At 73.2% G+C, this 16,117-nt stretch carries 12 protein-coding genes; 6 read left to right on the forward strand and 6 right to left on the reverse strand.

The annotated features are described in order from the left end of the window. The first annotated feature begins 25 nt into the window (after positions 1–25). Positions 26–1,195 carry an ROK family transcriptional regulator gene (locus Val02_RS26205; protein ID WP_239153332.1) on the forward strand — a complete coding sequence of 390 codons (1,170 nt, stop codon included), beginning with the start codon at positions 26–28 and terminating at the stop codon, positions 1,193–1,195. Between the two features lie 114 nt (positions 1,196–1,309). On the opposite strand, the gene Val02_RS26210 is transcribed toward Val02_RS26205, so the two are convergent. Next, positions 1,310–2,149, reverse strand: a complete 840-nt coding sequence (locus tag Val02_RS26210; RefSeq protein WP_203901868.1) for a tetratricopeptide repeat protein — start codon at positions 2,147–2,149, stop codon at positions 1,310–1,312. Further along, positions 2,149–2,940: a thioesterase family protein gene (locus tag Val02_RS26215; protein ID WP_239153333.1), complete on the reverse strand. Its 792-nt coding sequence runs from the start codon at positions 2,938–2,940 to the stop codon at positions 2,149–2,151. The genes Val02_RS26210 and Val02_RS26215 overlap by 1 nt, the downstream gene beginning before the upstream one ends. 52 nt (positions 2,941–2,992) lie before the next feature. Here Val02_RS26215 and Val02_RS26220 point away from each other — a divergent pair, with 52 nt between their 5' ends. Further along, the gene (locus Val02_RS26220; RefSeq protein ID WP_203901870.1) at positions 2,993–3,796 is read left to right on the forward strand and encodes a class I SAM-dependent methyltransferase; all 804 of its coding nucleotides are present in this window, start codon (positions 2,993–2,995) and stop codon (positions 3,794–3,796) included. Between the two features lie 9 nt (positions 3,797–3,805). Next, the gene (locus Val02_RS26225) at positions 3,806–5,563 is read left to right on the forward strand and encodes an AfsR/SARP family transcriptional regulator (RefSeq protein WP_203901871.1); all 1,758 of its coding nucleotides are present in this window, start codon (positions 3,806–3,808) and stop codon (positions 5,561–5,563) included. 428 nt (positions 5,564–5,991) lie between these two features. Here the strand turns inward: Val02_RS26225 and Val02_RS26230 are convergent, their stop codons facing one another. Continuing rightward, positions 5,992–6,864, reverse strand: coding sequence for a LysR substrate-binding domain-containing protein (locus tag Val02_RS26230; RefSeq protein WP_203901872.1), 873 nt, complete (start codon positions 6,862–6,864; stop codon positions 5,992–5,994). A gap of 70 nt (positions 6,865–6,934) precedes the next feature. Here Val02_RS26230 and Val02_RS26235 point away from each other — a divergent pair, with 70 nt between their 5' ends. Beyond that, on the forward strand, positions 6,935–7,804 hold the full coding sequence (locus Val02_RS26235) for a dihydrodipicolinate synthase family protein (protein ID WP_203901873.1): 870 nt from the start codon (positions 6,935–6,937) through the stop codon (positions 7,802–7,804). Between the two features lie 69 nt (positions 7,805–7,873). On the opposite strand, the gene Val02_RS26240 is transcribed toward Val02_RS26235, so the two are convergent. From Val02_RS26240 to Val02_RS26250, 3 genes are read right to left on the reverse strand one after another with little or no spacing between them, the layout of a single operon-like run. Continuing rightward, entirely contained in the window at positions 7,874–11,248 is a 3,375-nt protein-coding gene (locus Val02_RS26240) for an ATP-binding protein (protein ID WP_203901874.1), read from the reverse strand. Continuing rightward, positions 11,241–11,951 (reverse strand): DUF4194 domain-containing protein, encoded by a 711-nt coding sequence (locus tag Val02_RS26245; RefSeq protein WP_203901875.1) that lies wholly within the window; start codon positions 11,949–11,951, stop codon positions 11,241–11,243. The genes Val02_RS26240 and Val02_RS26245 overlap by 8 nt, the downstream gene beginning before the upstream one ends. Continuing rightward, positions 11,935–13,467, reverse strand: a complete 1,533-nt coding sequence (locus Val02_RS26250) for a DUF3375 family protein (RefSeq protein WP_203901876.1) — start codon at positions 13,465–13,467, stop codon at positions 11,935–11,937. Before Val02_RS26250 ends, Val02_RS26245 begins: the two co-directional genes overlap by 17 nt. Positions 13,468–13,563: 96 nt before the next feature. Here Val02_RS26250 and Val02_RS26255 point away from each other — a divergent pair, with 96 nt between their 5' ends. Both Val02_RS26255 and Val02_RS26260 read left to right on the forward strand, forming a co-directional pair. Continuing rightward, positions 13,564–15,072 carry a class I SAM-dependent methyltransferase gene (locus Val02_RS26255; protein WP_239153334.1) on the forward strand — a complete coding sequence of 503 codons (1,509 nt, stop codon included), beginning with the start codon at positions 13,564–13,566 and terminating at the stop codon, positions 15,070–15,072. A gap of 9 nt (positions 15,073–15,081) precedes the next feature. Continuing rightward, positions 15,082–16,059 carry an SDR family oxidoreductase gene (locus tag Val02_RS26260; RefSeq protein WP_203901878.1) on the forward strand — a complete coding sequence of 326 codons (978 nt, stop codon included), beginning with the start codon at positions 15,082–15,084 and terminating at the stop codon, positions 16,057–16,059. Positions 16,060–16,117 lie beyond the last annotated feature (58 nt).

Here is a 16,117-nt window from a genome sequence, read left to right on the forward strand (position 1 = left end):
GAGCATAATCCAGGGAGGTCGCACCGTGGCAAGTGCTTCCCGGTGGCACGCCGTCGCGCAGGTGCTGGCGGCGTTGCTCCGGCGGCCGGACGCCACCCGGGCCGAGATCGCGCGGGAACTGGGGCTGACGAGCGGGTTCGCGACCGAGCTCACGGCCCGCATGCGCGAGCTGCGGCTGATCACCGAGGTGCGGGCACCGGTGCACGGGCGCGGCCGGCCGACCACCGTGCTGGCGCCGCATCCGGAGGGACCCGTGGTGCTCGCCGTCGAACTGCGGCACGCCGACTACGCCGTGTCGGTCGCCACGGTCGACGGGCGGCTGCACGGGACGCGTCGCCGACCCCACCGGCAACGCCGCCCGGAGGCCGTCGTTCAGGCGCTGCGGCGTACGGTCGGGCGGGCGCGGGACCGCTACGGGCACCGGCTGCGCGCCGTGTCGATCGCCGTCGCCGCAACGGTCCACGACGGCCGCGTCGTCCAGGCGAGCACGCTCGGCTGGGGTGAGGTCGACCTCACCGCGGTGCTCCAGGACCCGCCCGCGGGCGTTCGGGACCTGGCGTTCCTGGTGGGCAACGATGCGACCCTCGCCGGGGTGGCCGAGGCGCGGACCGGGGCGGCGACCGGGGCCGGGACGGCGTTGCACCTGATCGTGGAGGTCGGCATCGGGGGCTGCCTGACCGTCGACGGGTTTCCGTTGACGGGTGCGCACGGGGCCGCCGGCGAGTACGGGCACCTGCCGTTCGGGAGCCGCGGCCGGCGGTGTCCCTGCGGCGCGCGTGGATGCTGGGATCTCGACGTCGACGGGCGTGCGCTCGCCCGCCATCTCGGCGAGCCCTCCCCCGCGGACCCGTACGGCTACGCCGTCGAGGTGTTGCGGCGGGCCGCGGACGATGTTCGGGCGCGTCGTGCGGTGGGTGCCGTGGCGCGGGCGCTCGCCGGGGGGATCGCGGGGCTGGTGAACGTTCATGATCCCGGCGTGGTCACGCTCGGGGGGCTCGGTCCGGCGATCCGGCTCGGGGCGGCGGAGGCGTTCGCGCGGGCGTATGCCGACGGGCTCATCGCGTACCGGCGGGTCGCGCCGCCGCCGGTCGTGGATGCCGCGCACGCCGAGTGGGGGCCGCTGCGGGGGGCGGCGATCGTGGGGCTCGACCGTGCGCTCGGCGAGGAGTTCCTCGGCGCGTGGGCGGCGCGCTGATCCCGGCCGCGGGCGTGGCAGCGGAGTGGTCGATCACGCGGAGCGGATCGACCCGGAGCGGTGCGGCCCGGGAGGCAGCGGTCGTGCCCACGGCGGACCCGCGAAAAGGAAGCTCTAGGTGGCGAGGTGGAGGTCGGACCAGGAACGCCCGGCGGAACTCCACCGGGACAGCAGGTCGCGGGCGGTCGACAGCGGCGCGGCGAGCAGGCAGCGCTGCGTGCCGGCGAGGGCGAGCGGCGGCGACTCCACCGACCCGGTGCTGCAACAGGCGCAGAGCACCTGCCCGTTGGCGAGCGGCTCGAAGCCGAGTTCCCGTTCGCCGAACAGGTCGGCGAGCGCCTCCAGGTCGGCCGGCTCGGCGGCGCGCACCGTGACCGACAGCGTCGGCAGGTCCGACGGCTCGAAGAGCACCAGCTCGTCGAAGACCGAGAAGGTGCGCTCGCCGACGACCCGCTGACCGGTCGGCTCCCCGTCGTGCACGACGATCTCGCCGAAGCGGCGCGACGTGTCGAACGGGACGTTGAGCACCCGGCCCCGGGTCGGGCAGAGCCGCTGGATCCACACCACCTCCTGGCCCTCGACGCCGGTCAGGCGCACGCAGGCGCGCCCGTAGCCGTCCATGATCGGGCCCTCGCCGGGCGCGACCGGGATGCCGAACCCGCCCCACGCCGCGCGCGCCGTCGGCCAGTCGCGCTGGATCGTGGCGGCGATGCCGAGGTTCCAGTAGGCGGGGTCCTGCGTGCCGGCGGGCGTGTGCGCGACGGCGTGCCTGCCGAGCCGGTGCGCCTCCGGCCAGTTCCGCAGGAACTTCTGGGCCAGCGCGGCGTCGTACCACCAGTCGGCGACGCGGGGGTCGGTCGGGTGTTCGGTGGCGAGGCGTTCGTAGAGGTGCGTCGCGCGGGGCCAGTCGTGCGCGTCGAACGCCGCCTTCGCCGCGACGATCAGGTGATCCATCAGGTCCTCCCCCGGGCGGTGATCAGCAGGGCCTGGGCGCCCCGGCCGACCTGGCCCGCCGCGTCGAACAGCCGGCTCGCCGCCAGCCCCACCCCGCCCGGGTCCACCGTCGTGGACGCCTCGATGCAGAGCCACTCGCCGACCGGTTCGCGGTGCAGGTGCACGGTCAGGTCGGTGTTGATGAAGACGTGCGAGGCGATGTCGTAGACGCGGCTCAGGCCGTTGCCGCAGTCGGCGAGCAGCATCAGGCGCTGCGTGCCGGACGGCTCCTCCCCCGCGACGAGCGGCATCGACCGGCACGCCCACACCACGGCCGGCCCGACCGAGTCGAACCCGCCGCTGACCGGCCGCCACCGCATCGCACGCACGAATCCGCCGCCGAGCCCGCCGCCGTGATGGCCGTCCTCGTCCGGGAAGGCGGGCGGCGGCGGTGCGGCACCGAGGCCGTCGCCCGGCAGGTCCACGGCCGCGGTGCGGATGCGCCACGCGCGGGCCCGCATGAACGCCCGCCCGCCGGCCGACAGCTCGGCGTCGAGGAGTTCGACGCTGCGGCCGGGGCGGGAGACGGTGGCGCTCACGCGCACCGGGGCCACCGGCACGGGGCCGAGAATGTCGACCGTGATCCTGGCCAGTCTCGACGGGCCGGGAACGGAGCTGTCGAGGCGTTCCATCGCACGCACCAGAAGCGCGGACGGCGGGCCGCCGTGCTGCGCCTCCGGACCCCACGGACCGGCGGTATGCACCGTCGCCTCCAGGATGTCCGGATCGCCGGTCGGAATGTAGAACGCCACGAGGCACCCTCTCACACGCACCCTCACACGGTGGGGCTGTGCACTGGCCCGCATGACCGACTTTGAAGCGATCAAGAAGAACCAGCGGGCCGGTTGGGAGACCGGGGACTACCCGCGGGTGGGCAACACACTGCAGATCATCGCGGAACGGTTGCTCGAGGCCGCGGACGTCCGCGCCGGGCAGAAGGTGCTCGACGTGGCCTGCGGGCAGGGCAACGCCGCGCTGGCGGCCGCGCGCCGGTTCGCCCGCGCGACCGGTGTCGACTACGCCGTGAACCTCCTCGCGCAGGGGCGCGAACGGGCCGCCGCCGAGCACCTGGAGGTCAGGTTCGTCGAGGGCGACGCCGAGCGGCTGCCGTGCGACGACGGCCAGTGGGACCTGACGGTGAGCACCGTCGGGGTGATGTTCGCGCCGGACCATCAGCGCGCCGCCGACGAACTGGTGCGCGTGACCGCCGTCGGCGGCCGCATCGCGCTGGCGAGCTGGACCCCGCAGGGGATGATCGGTGAACTGTTCCGCACCGTGGCCAAGTGGGCGCCGCCGCCGGCGGGTGTGCGGCCGGCGACGCTGTGGGGCGCCACGGATCACCTCGACGCCCTCTTCGGCGAACGCGTCGAGTGGATCAGCCGCGAGCCGCGCCACTACGTGTTCCGCTACCTGTCGCCGGAACACTTCTCGTCGTGGTTCCGGGAGTTCTACGGGCCGATGACGCGGCTGGCGGGCACGCTCTCCGGCGACGAACTCGCCCGCTTCGCCGACGACGTGGCGGCGGTGGCGCGGCAGTTCAACCGGGCGGAGGACGGGACCGTCGCCGCCCCGGCCGAATACCTGGAAGTCGTGGGCGTTCGCCGGTGATGATGGGACATGCTCACGATCCGGCTGCTCGGGCCGCCGTCCGTCGCGCGCGACGGGCGGCCGCTCCCGCCGCCGCGTGGCCGCAAGGCGTGGGCGCTGCTGGCCTACCTGTTGCTGACCGACCGGCCGCCGTCCCGCAAACAGTTGGCGGGCCTGCTGTTCGGCGATGCCGCGGACCCACTCGGCGCGCTGCGCTGGACGCTGGCGGAACTACGGCGCGCGCTGCAGGACACCACCCTCTTCCGCGGCGATCCGATCGACCCGCGCCTCCCCGCATCGTCCACTGTGGACATCGATAGCGGGTCCGGGGAGCTGTTGGAGGGCGCGGATCCGGCCGCCGGTGCGGCGTTCGAGTCGTGGTTGCTGGTGCAGCGGCACAGCGTCGCCGGCCGGGTCGAGGCCCGCCTGCGCCAGGAAGCGGTCGCCCTGCTGGCCGCCGGGCGGGCGGCCGACGCGGTGGCCGTCGCCGAGCGGGTGGTGGCCCGCAACCCGTTGGCGGAAGGGAATCACGAGCTGCTGGTGCGGTGTCTCGCCATGGCCGGCGATCGGGCGGCCGCGCTGCGCCAGGTCGCCGTCGCCGAGGACACGTTGCGGCGGGAGCTCTCCGCGGCGGCCACGCCCGCCCTGCGCGACGCGGCCGCCGCCGAACCCGACACGGGCATGCTCGCCCCGTTCGGCGGCCGCGCGGCGGCCCTCAGCCAGCTCGAGGCGGGACGTGCGGCCATCGCGGCCGGCGCCGTCGACGCCGGGCTGCAGTGCCTGCGCCGCGCGGTCAGCGAAGCCGGCCGCTGCCGGGACACCGCCGTGCGGGCGCGCGCGTTGGCGGCGCTCGGTTCGGCGCTGGTGCACGCCGTGCGCGGGCGCGACGAGGAGGGCGCCGTGCTGCTGCAGGAGGCGGCGCGGCACGCGGTTTCGGTCGGCGACGCCGCCACCGCCGCGGCCGCGTACCGGGAGTTGGGGTTCGTCGAGGTGCAGGCCGGGCGGCGGCACACCGCCGAGGAGTGGCTGGCCCGCGCGAGCGACATCGCCGCGTCCGACGCCGAGCACGCCGCCATCCTCGGGGTCCGCGGCATGAACGCCTCCGACACCGCGGACTATCCGGCCGCGTTCGGGTTCCTCGCGGAGTCGGTGGCGCGGGCCGCGCGGGCCGGCGACGTTCGACAGCAGGCGTTCTCTCTGGCCCTCGCCGGCCGTGCCCACCTGCTCCGCGCCGAGCGCAGCCAGGCCGCCGCCGCTCTTTCGCATTCGATGGAACTGGTGGAGCAGCAGCGGTGGATCGCATTCGCACCGTTCCCCCAGATCCTGAAGGCGGAACTGGACATGGCGGCCGGGGATCTCGACGGCGCCGCCGACCGACTCGAACGCTCCTGGACGACCGCCTGCCAGCTGGACGACCCCTGCTGGGAGGGGCTGGCGGCGCGCGCCCTCGGCCTGCTGAACACCGGCCGCGGCGACCGGACGGCGGCCGACCGCTGGCTCGCCGAGGCGCGGCTGCGCAGCAACCGGGTCCCCGACCGGTACCAGTGGATCCACGCGCACGTCCTCGACACGGCGGCGGGGGTGGCGCTGGATCGCGACGAACACGGGGCCGCGGCGCGCCTCACCGCCGACCTGGGCGCACTGGCCGCACGGGCCGACATGCGCGAACTGGTCGTGCGCGCCCAGCTGCACCGGTATCGGCTGGGGGACTCCGCGGCGCTGGAGGCGGCGCGTTTGTTGGCGGCGGACATCGACAATCCGGCGCTGCAGGCGCTGCTCACGGCTTAGCGCGAGGGCGGCGCTGCTCGCTCGATGGCCGAGCTTTGGACATCGCGTGGCGCGGCGTTGCTCGCTCCGTGGCCGAGCGTTGATCAGCGCGCGGCGCGGCGGTCGCCCGTCGCCGGGCGTCCGCTCCGCGCTGCGTTGCTGGCCCTCGGCGGCGTAGCCGCGAGTCTGATCGGAGGGTGCGGCGTGCCGCACCGCCTACAGCATCCTAGGAGGCTAGGCTGAGTCCGCCTGGGTGGGCCCACTTGGCGGAGGGACCGGCAGTCCCTGACCGCCGGCGGTCAGCCCGACATGGCGGTCGCCTCGCGATCGGCGGCGCGGCCGTCGGCGACGGTGCCGGCTGGGTCGGCGGTCGACGCACCCGCCGGCGCGCGTCAGGTAGTGGCCCGAAACGCAGGTTATGGCGGCTCGATAACCTGCGTTTGGGGCCACTACCTGACGGCCTCCTGGAGAGAGCCGACGACGGCGGCCACCGCCGGGTGGTCGGACGCGCCGCGGCGGTAGCCGATCCGCGTTCGTCTGCGGGTGGGGGCGTCGAGCAGGCGCACGCCGTCGGGGAGTGTGGCGGTGGCGAGTTCGGGGACGAGGGCGACGCCCTGTCCGGCCGCTACGAGCGCGAGCACCGCGTCGAAGTCGTCCACGTGATGGCGCGCCCGCGGGGCGAAGCCGGCGTTCCGGGTGACCCGCAGCGCCACCTCGTGGCAGAGCGTGCCCGGCCCCGCCAGGATCCAGTCGACCTCGCGGGTGTCGGCGAACGTGTCGAACGGCGCGTCCGCCGCAACGGCCACATGCACGGCCTCCTCCAGCAGCGGCACGGACTCGACGGCCGGGTCGATCACGGCCGGCACGACGTCGTAGTCGTGCAGCAGCCCCACGTCCAGCCGCCGGTCGGACAGCGCACGGGGCACCGCGACCGGGTCGAGTTCGCTGACGGACAGTTCGAGCGCGGGATGGTCCCGTCCGAGCGCCACGAGCGCGGCGGGCAGCACGGTCCGCACCGCCGTCGGGAACGCCCCGATGCGCACGGTCCCGGCCGGCCCCTCCCGCACGGCGGCCAGCGCGGCGGTGGTCTCCTCCAGCGCCGCGAACACCGTGGCGGCCCGCCGTACCAGCACCCGCCCGGCGCCGGTGAACTCCACCCGCCGGCCGCTTCGCCGCAGCAGCGCGACGCCGGCCTCACGTTCGAGGGCGGCGAGTTGTTGGGAGACGGCCGACGGCGTGTAGGAGTGCACGGCCGCGACGGCGGCGATGGTGCCGAGGCGTTCGAGGTCGCTGAGCAGTCGGAGGCGGCGCACGTCGAGCATCAGCTCACCTTACGGCTTTGCCTAGAAACAAGAAGTAGACCTGGCGGGTTTTGGCGAGCAGGGTAAGTGCATGGGTGTGCACGTTCCGTTGATCACTCCGTTCGACGCGGCGGGGGCGGTGGCGCTCGACGCGTTGGAGGCGTTGGCGCACGAGGTGTTGGACGAGGGCGCGAGCGGTCTGGTGGCGCTCGGCACCACGGCCGAACCGGGCGCGTTGCGCGTCGACGAGCGGGCGGCCGTCCTCGACGTGGTGCACGGCGTGTGCGCCGCGCGGAAGGTGCCGCTGACGGTGGGGACCGAGGACCCGTCGACGCTGTCCCGGTATCCGGCCGCGACGGCGGCGCTGTGCCTGGTGCCGCCTTTCGTGCGGGCGGGTGAGGACGGCGTGCTCGCCTACTTCGAGGCGTTGGCGGCGCGGAGCCCGGTGCCGGTGCTCGTGTACCACGTGCCGCTGCGCACCGGCCAGGAACTGTCGACCGCCGCGCTGCGCCGGCTCGCGGCCGTCGACGGGATCACCGGCGTCAAGTACGCGCCGACGGTGATCGACGCCGACGCGGTGGACCTGCTCACCGCGCCGCCGCCCGGGTGGGCCGTGCTGGCCGCCACGGATCCACTGCTCGCCCCGATGCTCGCGCTGGGCGCGCACGGCGCGATCCTCGCCTCCGCCCTCGTTGACACGGCGTCCTACGCCGCCCTCACCGCCGGCGCCGCACCCGGCCTGCGGGGCGGCGCCGTGTTCGACCGGGCGGAGGCGCACCGGCTGGCGCGGCTGTCGACGGCACTCTTCGCCGAGCCGAACCCCACCGTCATCAAGGGCGTGCTGCACGCCCAGGGCCGCATCCCCACCCCGTCGGTGCGGCTCCCGCTCCTCCCCGCCGCCCGTTCACGGGTCGACGCCGCGCTGACCCTCGCCGATCTTGCAGTTGTGGTGGGCGCATAACGCCACCAACCGGATACTCCGGGCGCCACAACTGCAAGATCGACGCAGCGGCGCAGCGGCGTGGGAGAGCTACGCGGCCGCGCGCGTGGCCAGTTCGCCGAAGGTGGCCGACGCCGCCGCCGACCGTGGGCCGTCGGGCAGGACGCGCTTGTCGACCAGCACCGCCTGACCGATGAACGGTTCGACGATGCCCGCCATCCGGATCGGCGCCGCGATCAGCAGCTGGAACCCGAACTCGTGGAACACTCCCAGCGCCTGCGCCGCGAACGTCTCGTCGGACTTGCTGAACGCCTCGTCGAGCATCAACGGCGCGAACGCCGGCACCCCGTCCCCGTCGGCCAGGTTGTAGCTGAGCGCCGCCGCCAGGCAGAACGCCACGAGCTTCTCCTGCTCGCCGCCGGAGTTCGCGGAGGTGTTGCTGAACGTCGCCACCGTCGAGCCGTCCGCGATCAACTCCTCCCGCCCGTAGAACGTGAAGCTGTTGCGCACGTCCAGGACGTTCTCGCGCCATTGCCTGGCCTCCGCCGTGTCGGCCGTGAAGCGGGCCATCAGCGCACGCACCCGCTTGAACTGCGCCCGGGAGGCCTCGGCGTCGCGGCGGGCGTTCGGGGCGTGGCGCAGCAGGGCGTCGACGGCTGCGCGGAACGAGCGAGCGTCGTCGGAGGAGCCGGAGGCAGAGGAGGCGGAGGAGGACGAGGAGGACGAGGAGGCGACCGACCGGTGCGCGATCTGCAGCCGCGTACCGGTGTTGAACTCGACCCGCGTGAGGCCCTCGTTCACCATGGCGACGCGCTTGCGGATCTCCGTCGAGGCGTTCTCGATCTCGCGCTGCAGCACACTGATCGAGGGCACCATGTCCTCGGCGATCATTTGCTGGAAGCGGTTCATCGCCTCGGGGAGGCGCCGCTCGGCGATGTCCTCGTAGAGCGCGGCGAAGTCGGCGCCGCTGCGTTCGGCGTCGGCGCTGGTGTCCGGGGCGGCGTCGCGCCACTGCTCGATGAACGCGCGCATCGCGGCCTCGAGGCGGGTCTGCGCGACGCGGCGTTCGCTGTCGGCGGCATCGCGGCGCGCGACCAGTTCGCGGCGCAACGCGTTCTCCACCAACGCGAACGTGTCGGGTGAGACCGGCACGCCGGTGGCCGCCAGGACGTCGTCCAGGAACACCCGATCGCCGTCATCCGCCAGGCGATGCAGTTGGTCGCCCAGTTCCTTCTGCAGGTCCACGAGCACCGGCATCCGGTCGGTCAGCTGCCTGATCTCGTTGCGCGTCGCGGCGCACGCCTCCTCGGCGTCCTTGTAGCGGCGCTCCGCGTCGACCCGCTGCTGCTCCAGGTCCAGCAGGTTGCGGTTGTCCGTGCGCACGGCGGCGATGCGCTCGTCGAGTTCGCGGATGCGGCCGCCGGAGGCCCACCGGTCGATCGCGGCCCACGACGGGTAGGCGTCCAGTTCGCCGGCCGCCGCGAGGCTCTCCTGCGCCGCGCGCAGGCGGGACTGATGGTTGTCCGCCGCCGCGGTGGCCTCGCGTTCGGCCCGGTGCAACGCGTCGACCTCGGACTGGAGCGCGTCGCGTTTGGTGCCGGTGTCGGCGCCGAGAATGTAGTTCGCCGGGTTGGCGGTCTCGTCGCGGTCGTCCTTGCGGTAGTGGTTGCCGGGCAGCTTGACGGTGCCGCGCAGGGTCACGCCGATGCGGTGCCGGTCCAACTCCTCGGCGTTCTCCACGCAGGCGTGGTCGAATCGGCGCGCCAGCTCCGCCCGGAGCCACTCGGAGAAGGGATGCGTGTCGTCGACGACGAGCTTCGCGGCCAGCGTGCCGTCCACCGCCCGGCTCGGATCGGCGGTTGATCCCACAACGCTGTAGTCGACCACGCCCTTGATGCGGTGGTGGTCGATGTAGTTCCGGACCGCGTCGGCGTGTTTGCGGGGAACGAGAAGACGCAGTCCGAACCCGCGCAACACCCGCTCGGCGGCGGGGCGCCAGCGTTCCTCGTCGTCGGCGATGTCGATCAGCTCGGCCGCGTAGGGCAGGTCGGCGACGGCGATGCCGGCCCCGTCCGCGATCGCCTGCCGGCGTGCCTGGTCCCGCGCGGGGATGAGGGTGCGCGCGGACTGCAGGGCCGTCAGTTCGGCCCTCTTCTCCTTGTGCGCACGGCGCGCGTCGGCCATCGCGTCGAGAACGGCGTGCCCGTCGGCCCGAAGGGACGCCTCTGCCGAAAGTGCCTCGGCGCGGATGGCAGGCAGCGCCTCGCGCAGGGCGGAGAAGGAAGCGAGGTCCGTGGGAACCGGGCGTCGCAGCCGCGTCACGATCGCGCTGAAGGCGCGGTACGCCGCCTGCACCGGCCCGTGTTCGGCGGTGGCCAGCCGGTGCTGCATCTCCAGGTCGTGCAGGTGCCGGGCGTCCTGGCGCCACTGCGCCTCCAGGGCGGTGTACGCCGCGAACGCCCGGTCCCGCAGGTCGTTGTGCGCGCCCAGCGTCTCGTCCAGGGCCTCCAACCGGCGGTCGATCCGTTCGATCTCGGCCTCGACCGCGCGCAGGCGCACGCCGCGCAGGTACGTCTCCGCCGGTTCCCCCAGCAGGGAACGGGCTCGATCGGTGGACTCCCGCGACTCGCTGAACCGCTTCCACAGCCCGGGAACGTCCTTCAGCACCCGCTCCTGCCGGTGTGCCCGTTCGGCGGTCTCGTAGGCCTCGTTGAGCGGCGTGAACGCGGCGACCATGCGCGCCGCCGCGTCGAAGGTCACCGGCCGGTCGAGCATGTTGTCGCGGATGAACATGTTCAGGTCGCCCACGTTCTTGAGCGCCTTCGCCTTGCCCAGCAACGACACGGCCGTGCGCGACGCGCCGAGCCCCACCCGCCGCGCGAGGTCCCGCAGGTACGCCGCCTGCGTGACGGGATACTCCGCCGGGTAGGTCGCCTTGAACCACCGGCTGTCGAAGCGCCGCGCCGCCCACTCCTCCAGCAGCTGCACCGAGAACTGCCCGTCGTGCAGCTGGTACATGGATTTCAGCGAGGCGCCGTCGGTCTCCGTGCCGGCGAACCACTTCACGACCACCGCCGTGGTGACCGAACCGAGCCCGTTGTCGTACGTGGCACCGATCGCGGACCAGGTCGGCTTTCCGCCGCGCAGGTACCGCACGTGGGCCTGGTCGTTCTCGTCGCGGTTCTCCGACCAGGCGCCGCGCACGTAGTCCGCGACGGAACGGGTGCTCTGCTTGGCGCCGCGCGCGGTCAGGTCGGCGGAGGCGTTGAACCGCTGGTCGGTCGTGGGCAGCAGCACCGTGGAGTGCGCGTCCATGAGCGAGGACTTCCCCGAGCCGGAGCGCCCGGTGAGCAGCAGCCCACGCTCGTCCACCGCAACGTCCTTGTACCCGCAGAAGGCGCCCCAGTTGACCACCTGCAGGCGGGTGAGCCGGAACTGGCCGAGGCGCAAGGTGCGCTCACTCATCGTCGTCCACCCCGCTCTCGGGCGCCTCGCCGCGCGCGACCGCCAGATAGCGTTCCCGCAGCGAATCCACCTGCTCGGGCGTCAACAGCGAGGTGATGACGCCGTAGACGACGTAACGGGAAGTGCCCTTGATCGGCTTGATGATCGCGGCGTCGTCCAGCGACCGGATCGCGGTCAGGACCTTCTTGTGGAACGCCGCCTCGTCCGTGTCGCCGGGTCGCTTGTACGCGAGCATGTGGTCCAACATGTCGGCCGTGTCGACGACCGGATCGTCCGGCGCGAGCAGGTACTGCTGGAGCAGGTACAGCGTCAGCGCGCTCGCGGCGAGGCTGAGCGTGCGCGCCCGCAGCACGGTCCGGCTCATCGGCCCGGGGTCGTCCGCCTGCCGGGTGAACGCGTGCCCGTGCTCACGGTTGATCTCCAGGATGAGGCCGAGTTCGGAGAGGCGGCTGCGCAGGATCTCCTCGTACTGCGTCACAACGGCCCAGTGGCGGCGGGACTTGTCGCTGATGTGCGGCGCGGCGACGAGTTCCTGGAGGGTCCAGCAGACCTCGGCGGGCAGCCGGCCGGTGTCCCCGTCGAAGCGCGGCCGCGGCGCCTCGGCGAGCACACCGCCCACGGCCGAACCGTCGGAGTCCGCGAACAGCGCCGCCGGATCCAGCGCCGGCCCGGTGGGCGTGGGCTCCTCAAAGAGTTCGGACATCGTGCAACTCCTCCAACAGATTGCCACCCGTCGCGGGCCGGTGCGGCTTGCCGACGTCGGGGATCGGCGCGCCGAACACCAGCCGCGGCACGGTCAGCGCACGCCCGCCGGTACGCGTGCGCACGCCGACGGTCTCGACCGCGCCCGGGTCGACCTCGCCGTAGCGGGAAGCCAGCGACCACAACGCGAGCACGTCTCCGGTCCGCGCGGAAGGCAGGCGCAGCAACACGTCCGCGAGCGTGGCGGGACCGTCCCGCAACGAGGCGTTGACCGCCGTCCGCAGGGCGGCCCAGTCGATCGACTCCGTCCCGGCCGCGGCCGCCACGTCGACCGCGAAGTCGTCGTCGGCGGAGGACGCGAGCGGGTCCGGCAGCGACGCCGTTCCGGGGTGCAGCCGCAGCCGCCCGACCGAGGCGACCTCGACCCCGCCGGTCGGCAACACGAACCCGATGTCCCGCCCGCCGTGCAGCTTCCCGAACGCCTCCGCCGCGGCCGCCTGCGCCTCGCTGATCCGCAGCCGCATGCTCCGGTAGTGCAGCACGTCCCCGCCGCGCACGAACGTGCTGATCCGCCGGAACGCCACCGCCCGGATCTCCTCGACCTCCTGCACCCGTTGCCACACCGCGTCGATGAAGCCCTCGAGCGCCTCGGCGAGGTGCCCGGGCAGCGGGTCGAGGCGTTCGACGACGGCGGCGATGTCGGCCTCCAGGCGGGTGCGCTGGGAGGGCCGCGCGATGACCGTCGCGAACGCCCGGAACGCCTGCCCCTCCGCCGATTCGGCGATGACGTCGTGCCCGTCGAACATGCGCTGCAACGAGTCGGCGAACTCGGCCGGGTCGTCGGTGAGGCTCTGCCGCAGCAGCGTCGCCGCGTTGTCGTGCATGAGTTCGCCGTAGCGGGCCACGTCGGCGGGGATGCGCTCGACCAGTTGCACCACGGCGGTGAGCCGGTCGACGAGTTCGCGGTTGCTGACGGTGGGCAGTTCGCCGCGGTCGAGCGCGTCGCGCTGCGCGACGAGTGCGGCGATCCGGTCGTCGATGGCGTCGCGCCGGGCCCGCGGGTCGGGATCCGCGTCGGTGGCGATCTGGCGGATCTCGTCCATGAGCATGGTCAGCGCCGACTCGGTGGCGAGCGAGCTGTGCCGCTGGAGGTTGCGCATCTGCCGCACCGCCTGGTGCGCACCGGTGGACAGCTGGTAACGCTCGACCCGCGTCTCGGGGTCGACGGTGCGGTGCAGCCAGCCCCGGCGGGTCCACCGGTTCAGCAGGTAGTCGGCGTCCGGGACGGCCTCTTCCGACTCGTCGTCCCAGACGTAGCCGCGCAGCAGGGCCGGCAGGTCGGCGTCGATGAGCGCGGCCAGCGTCTGCCCGTCGACGACCTGGCCGTCACCCAGGTGGGCGGCCATCAGCGCGGTGTTGAGCAGCGCGTGCCGGGACCGCAGCAGCGACATCGTGACGTCGGCGGCGGAGTTGCCGCGGAACTCGTGCAGCAACTGCTCGGCCGTCTTGCCTGCCAACTCGCCTCCTCCGCGTCCCACCGCGGAGCCGGTGCCGGGCAGGTACAAACCCGTCGACCGTACACGGCCCGCCCGGAGCGGGTATTAATGCAGGTGATGCGACACGTGCTATTCCCCGGTCGGCACCATGTGCTGACCCGGTTCCAAGCGGAGTACCTGGCGGGTCTGGCGAACAGTGACAGCACAGTCGTCTGGGCGGTGACGTCGGCGAACCACGAGAACACTCGGCGTAATCCGGTGCCCTATCACCGGCGGGAGGCCGCGATCGAGCGGTTCAGCGTCATGACCGGGTTGCGCTCCGTCGTGGTGCCGGTCTTCGACACCGCGCCGACGGAGCGGTTCGCCGAGGTGACGGTGAAGACGATCGCGGTCGCCACCGGGCTGGAGCTGACGCCGGCGGACACGGTGGTCGCGTGTTCGACCCCCGAGGTCGCCGCGCTCTATGCCGCGCTCGGCTTCCCCCTCGTCGGAGTCGAGGCCGATCAGGAGCATCCGGTCGAACGTCCATGGGACGTCCTGCTCCGCCTCGCCGACGGCGACGAGACGTGGCGTGTCCTGGCGCACCCGGCGACGGTGGACGTGTTCGACCGGTACGGGCTGACGGAGACGGTGCGTTCGGTGGTGAACGACCCGGTCGTCGGCGACGAGGGCGGTCTGACGGCCACCCGGGACTACCGCACCTACGTGGAGGCGTTCGCGGGCAGCGCCGCGCGCAAGTGGGAGCTGGTGCGCGGGCACGTGCGGCCGGGGCGCATCGTCGACATCGGCTGCGGCGCCGGTGCCGTGCTCGAACTGGCCGACCGCGAGCCGACCCTGCGCGAGAGCGACCTGATCGGGGTCGAGGTCGCCCGGCACCTGTACGAGGAGTGCGTGCACAAGAAGGCGCAGGGTGCCTTCGCCAACCCGAACGTCTTCTTCTACCGCCGCAACGTGCTGGGCGGCGCGGTCTTCCGGCCCCGGTCGGTCGACACGACGCTCACGTTCGCGCTGACGCACGAGATCTGGTCCTACGGCGAGCAGTGGAAGTCCCTGCGTCGTTTCGCCGAGGCGATCTACGCGCACACCGTTCCCGGCGGAATCTGGATCAACAGCGATGTCTGCGGCCCGGACGGGCGCGACGTGCCGGTGCGGCTGCGGCTCGCGGACAGCGACGGGCGCAACCCGGAACGCCCCCGCGACGACCTCGCCCGCCTCGGTCCCGCGGCCGCCGGCGAGTACGTTGCCGGCCTGTCCACGCGGGCCCGGCTGGACCAGTTCGCGGTCGACTTCGCGTTCCCGTTCGCCTACGAGGCGCACGACGACGGCTCGGTGACGCTGCCGCTCGGCGCCGCGATGGACTACCTGACCCGCAAGGACTACGTGGAGAACTGGCTCTCCGAGACGCGGGAACAGTTCTGCGGGCTGGAGTTCGCGGACTGGAAGGCGCTGCTGGGCGACGTCGGCTTCGTGCTCGAACCGGCCTCCACCGGCACCCGCAACGACTGGATCGTGGCCAACCGGCTGGCCCCCGTGGCGGCGCTGGAACATCTCGACGGCCGGCCGATGGAGTGGCCGGTGACGCACGTGCTGCTCGTCGCCCGGCGGCCGCACACCGCGATGGCATAGCGTGGGGGCATGCGGGTTCTGTTCATCGGCGGCACGGGCATCATCTCCACGGCGTGCACGCGGCTCGCCGTCGCGCGCGGCATCGACCTGTATCTGCTGAAGAGAAGTGCGTCCCCGGTCGAGGGCGCCACCGTGCTGCGGGGCGACATCCGCGACCCCGCCTCGGTCAAGGAGGCGCTGGGCGACCTGGAGTTCGACGCCGTCGTCGACTGGGTGGCGTTCACCCCGGAGCACGTGCGGACCGACGTCGACCTGTTCCGCGGGCGCACCGGGCAGTACGTCTTCATCAGCTCCGCCTCGGCCTACCAGACGCCGCCGGCCCGGATCCCGGTCGTCGAGTCGACGCCGCTGCGCAACCCGTTCTGGCAGTACTCGCGAAACAAGATCGCGTGTGAGGACCTGCTGACGCGCGCCTACCGGGAGGACGGCTTCCCGGCGACGATCGTGCGCCCGTCGCACACGTACGGGCCGACGCTGGTGCCGTTCGACGGCGGCTGGACCGTGCTCGGGCGGATGCGCGCCGGCAAGGAGATCATCGTGCACGGCGACGGCACCTCGCTGTGGACGCTCACGCATCACGACGACTTCGCGAAGGGCTTCGTGCCGCTGCTCGGGCACGGGCGCACGCTCGGCGAGGCGTTCCACATCACCTCCGACGACGTGCTCACGTGGAACCAGATCGCCCACGCGCTCGCCGCGGCGCTGGGGGTCGAACCCCGGATCGTGCACGTGCCCTCGGACGCCGTCGCCGCGGCCGACCCGGAGTGGGGCGCCGGGCTGCTCGGCGACAAGGCCCACTCGATGATCTTCGACAACAGCAAGCTGCGCTCGGTGGTGCCCGACTACGTGGCGACGATTCCGTTCGAGCGCGGGGCGCGGGAGATCGTCGCCTGGCACCTCGCCGATCCGGCCCGGCAGGTCGCCGACGAACGCCTCGACGCCGTCATGGACCGCCTCGCCGACACGTACCGCAGCGCCGTGGCTTAGGGCGTGCCTCGTGGATCAGGGCGAGCCTCCGGGCCCGGCGGTGGCCGGCATGATCCGC

It is taken from the genome of Virgisporangium aliadipatigenens (assembly GCF_016863615.1).
Lineage (GTDB): Bacteria > Actinomycetota > Actinomycetes > Mycobacteriales > Micromonosporaceae > Virgisporangium > Virgisporangium aliadipatigenens.

What these genes read in the sequence shown, in the direction of transcription:
- Val02_RS26240 (WP_203901874.1), bottom strand. Translation starts at nt 11,248, where the DNA reads ATGAGTGAGCGCACCTTGCGCCTCGGCCAGTTCCGGCTCACCCGCCTG.
- Val02_RS26245 (WP_203901875.1), bottom strand. Translation starts at nt 11,951, where the DNA reads ATGTCCGAACTCTTTGAGGAGCCCACGCCCACCGGGCCGGCGCTGGAT.
- Val02_RS26255 (WP_239153334.1), top strand. Translation starts at nt 13,564, where the DNA reads ATGCGACACGTGCTATTCCCCGGTCGGCACCATGTGCTGACCCGGTTC.
- Val02_RS26230 (WP_203901872.1), bottom strand. Translation starts at nt 6,864, where the DNA reads ATGCTCGACGTGCGCCGCCTCCGACTGCTCAGCGACCTCGAACGCCTC.
- Val02_RS26225 (WP_203901871.1), top strand. Translation starts at nt 3,806, where the DNA reads ATGCTCACGATCCGGCTGCTCGGGCCGCCGTCCGTCGCGCGCGACGGG.
- Val02_RS26235 (WP_203901873.1), top strand. Translation starts at nt 6,935, where the DNA reads ATGGGTGTGCACGTTCCGTTGATCACTCCGTTCGACGCGGCGGGGGCG.
- Val02_RS26260 (WP_203901878.1), top strand. Translation starts at nt 15,082, where the DNA reads ATGCGGGTTCTGTTCATCGGCGGCACGGGCATCATCTCCACGGCGTGC.
- Val02_RS26210 (WP_203901868.1), bottom strand. Translation starts at nt 2,149, where the DNA reads ATGGATCACCTGATCGTCGCGGCGAAGGCGGCGTTCGACGCGCACGAC.
- Val02_RS26220 (WP_203901870.1), top strand. Translation starts at nt 2,993, where the DNA reads ATGACCGACTTTGAAGCGATCAAGAAGAACCAGCGGGCCGGTTGGGAG.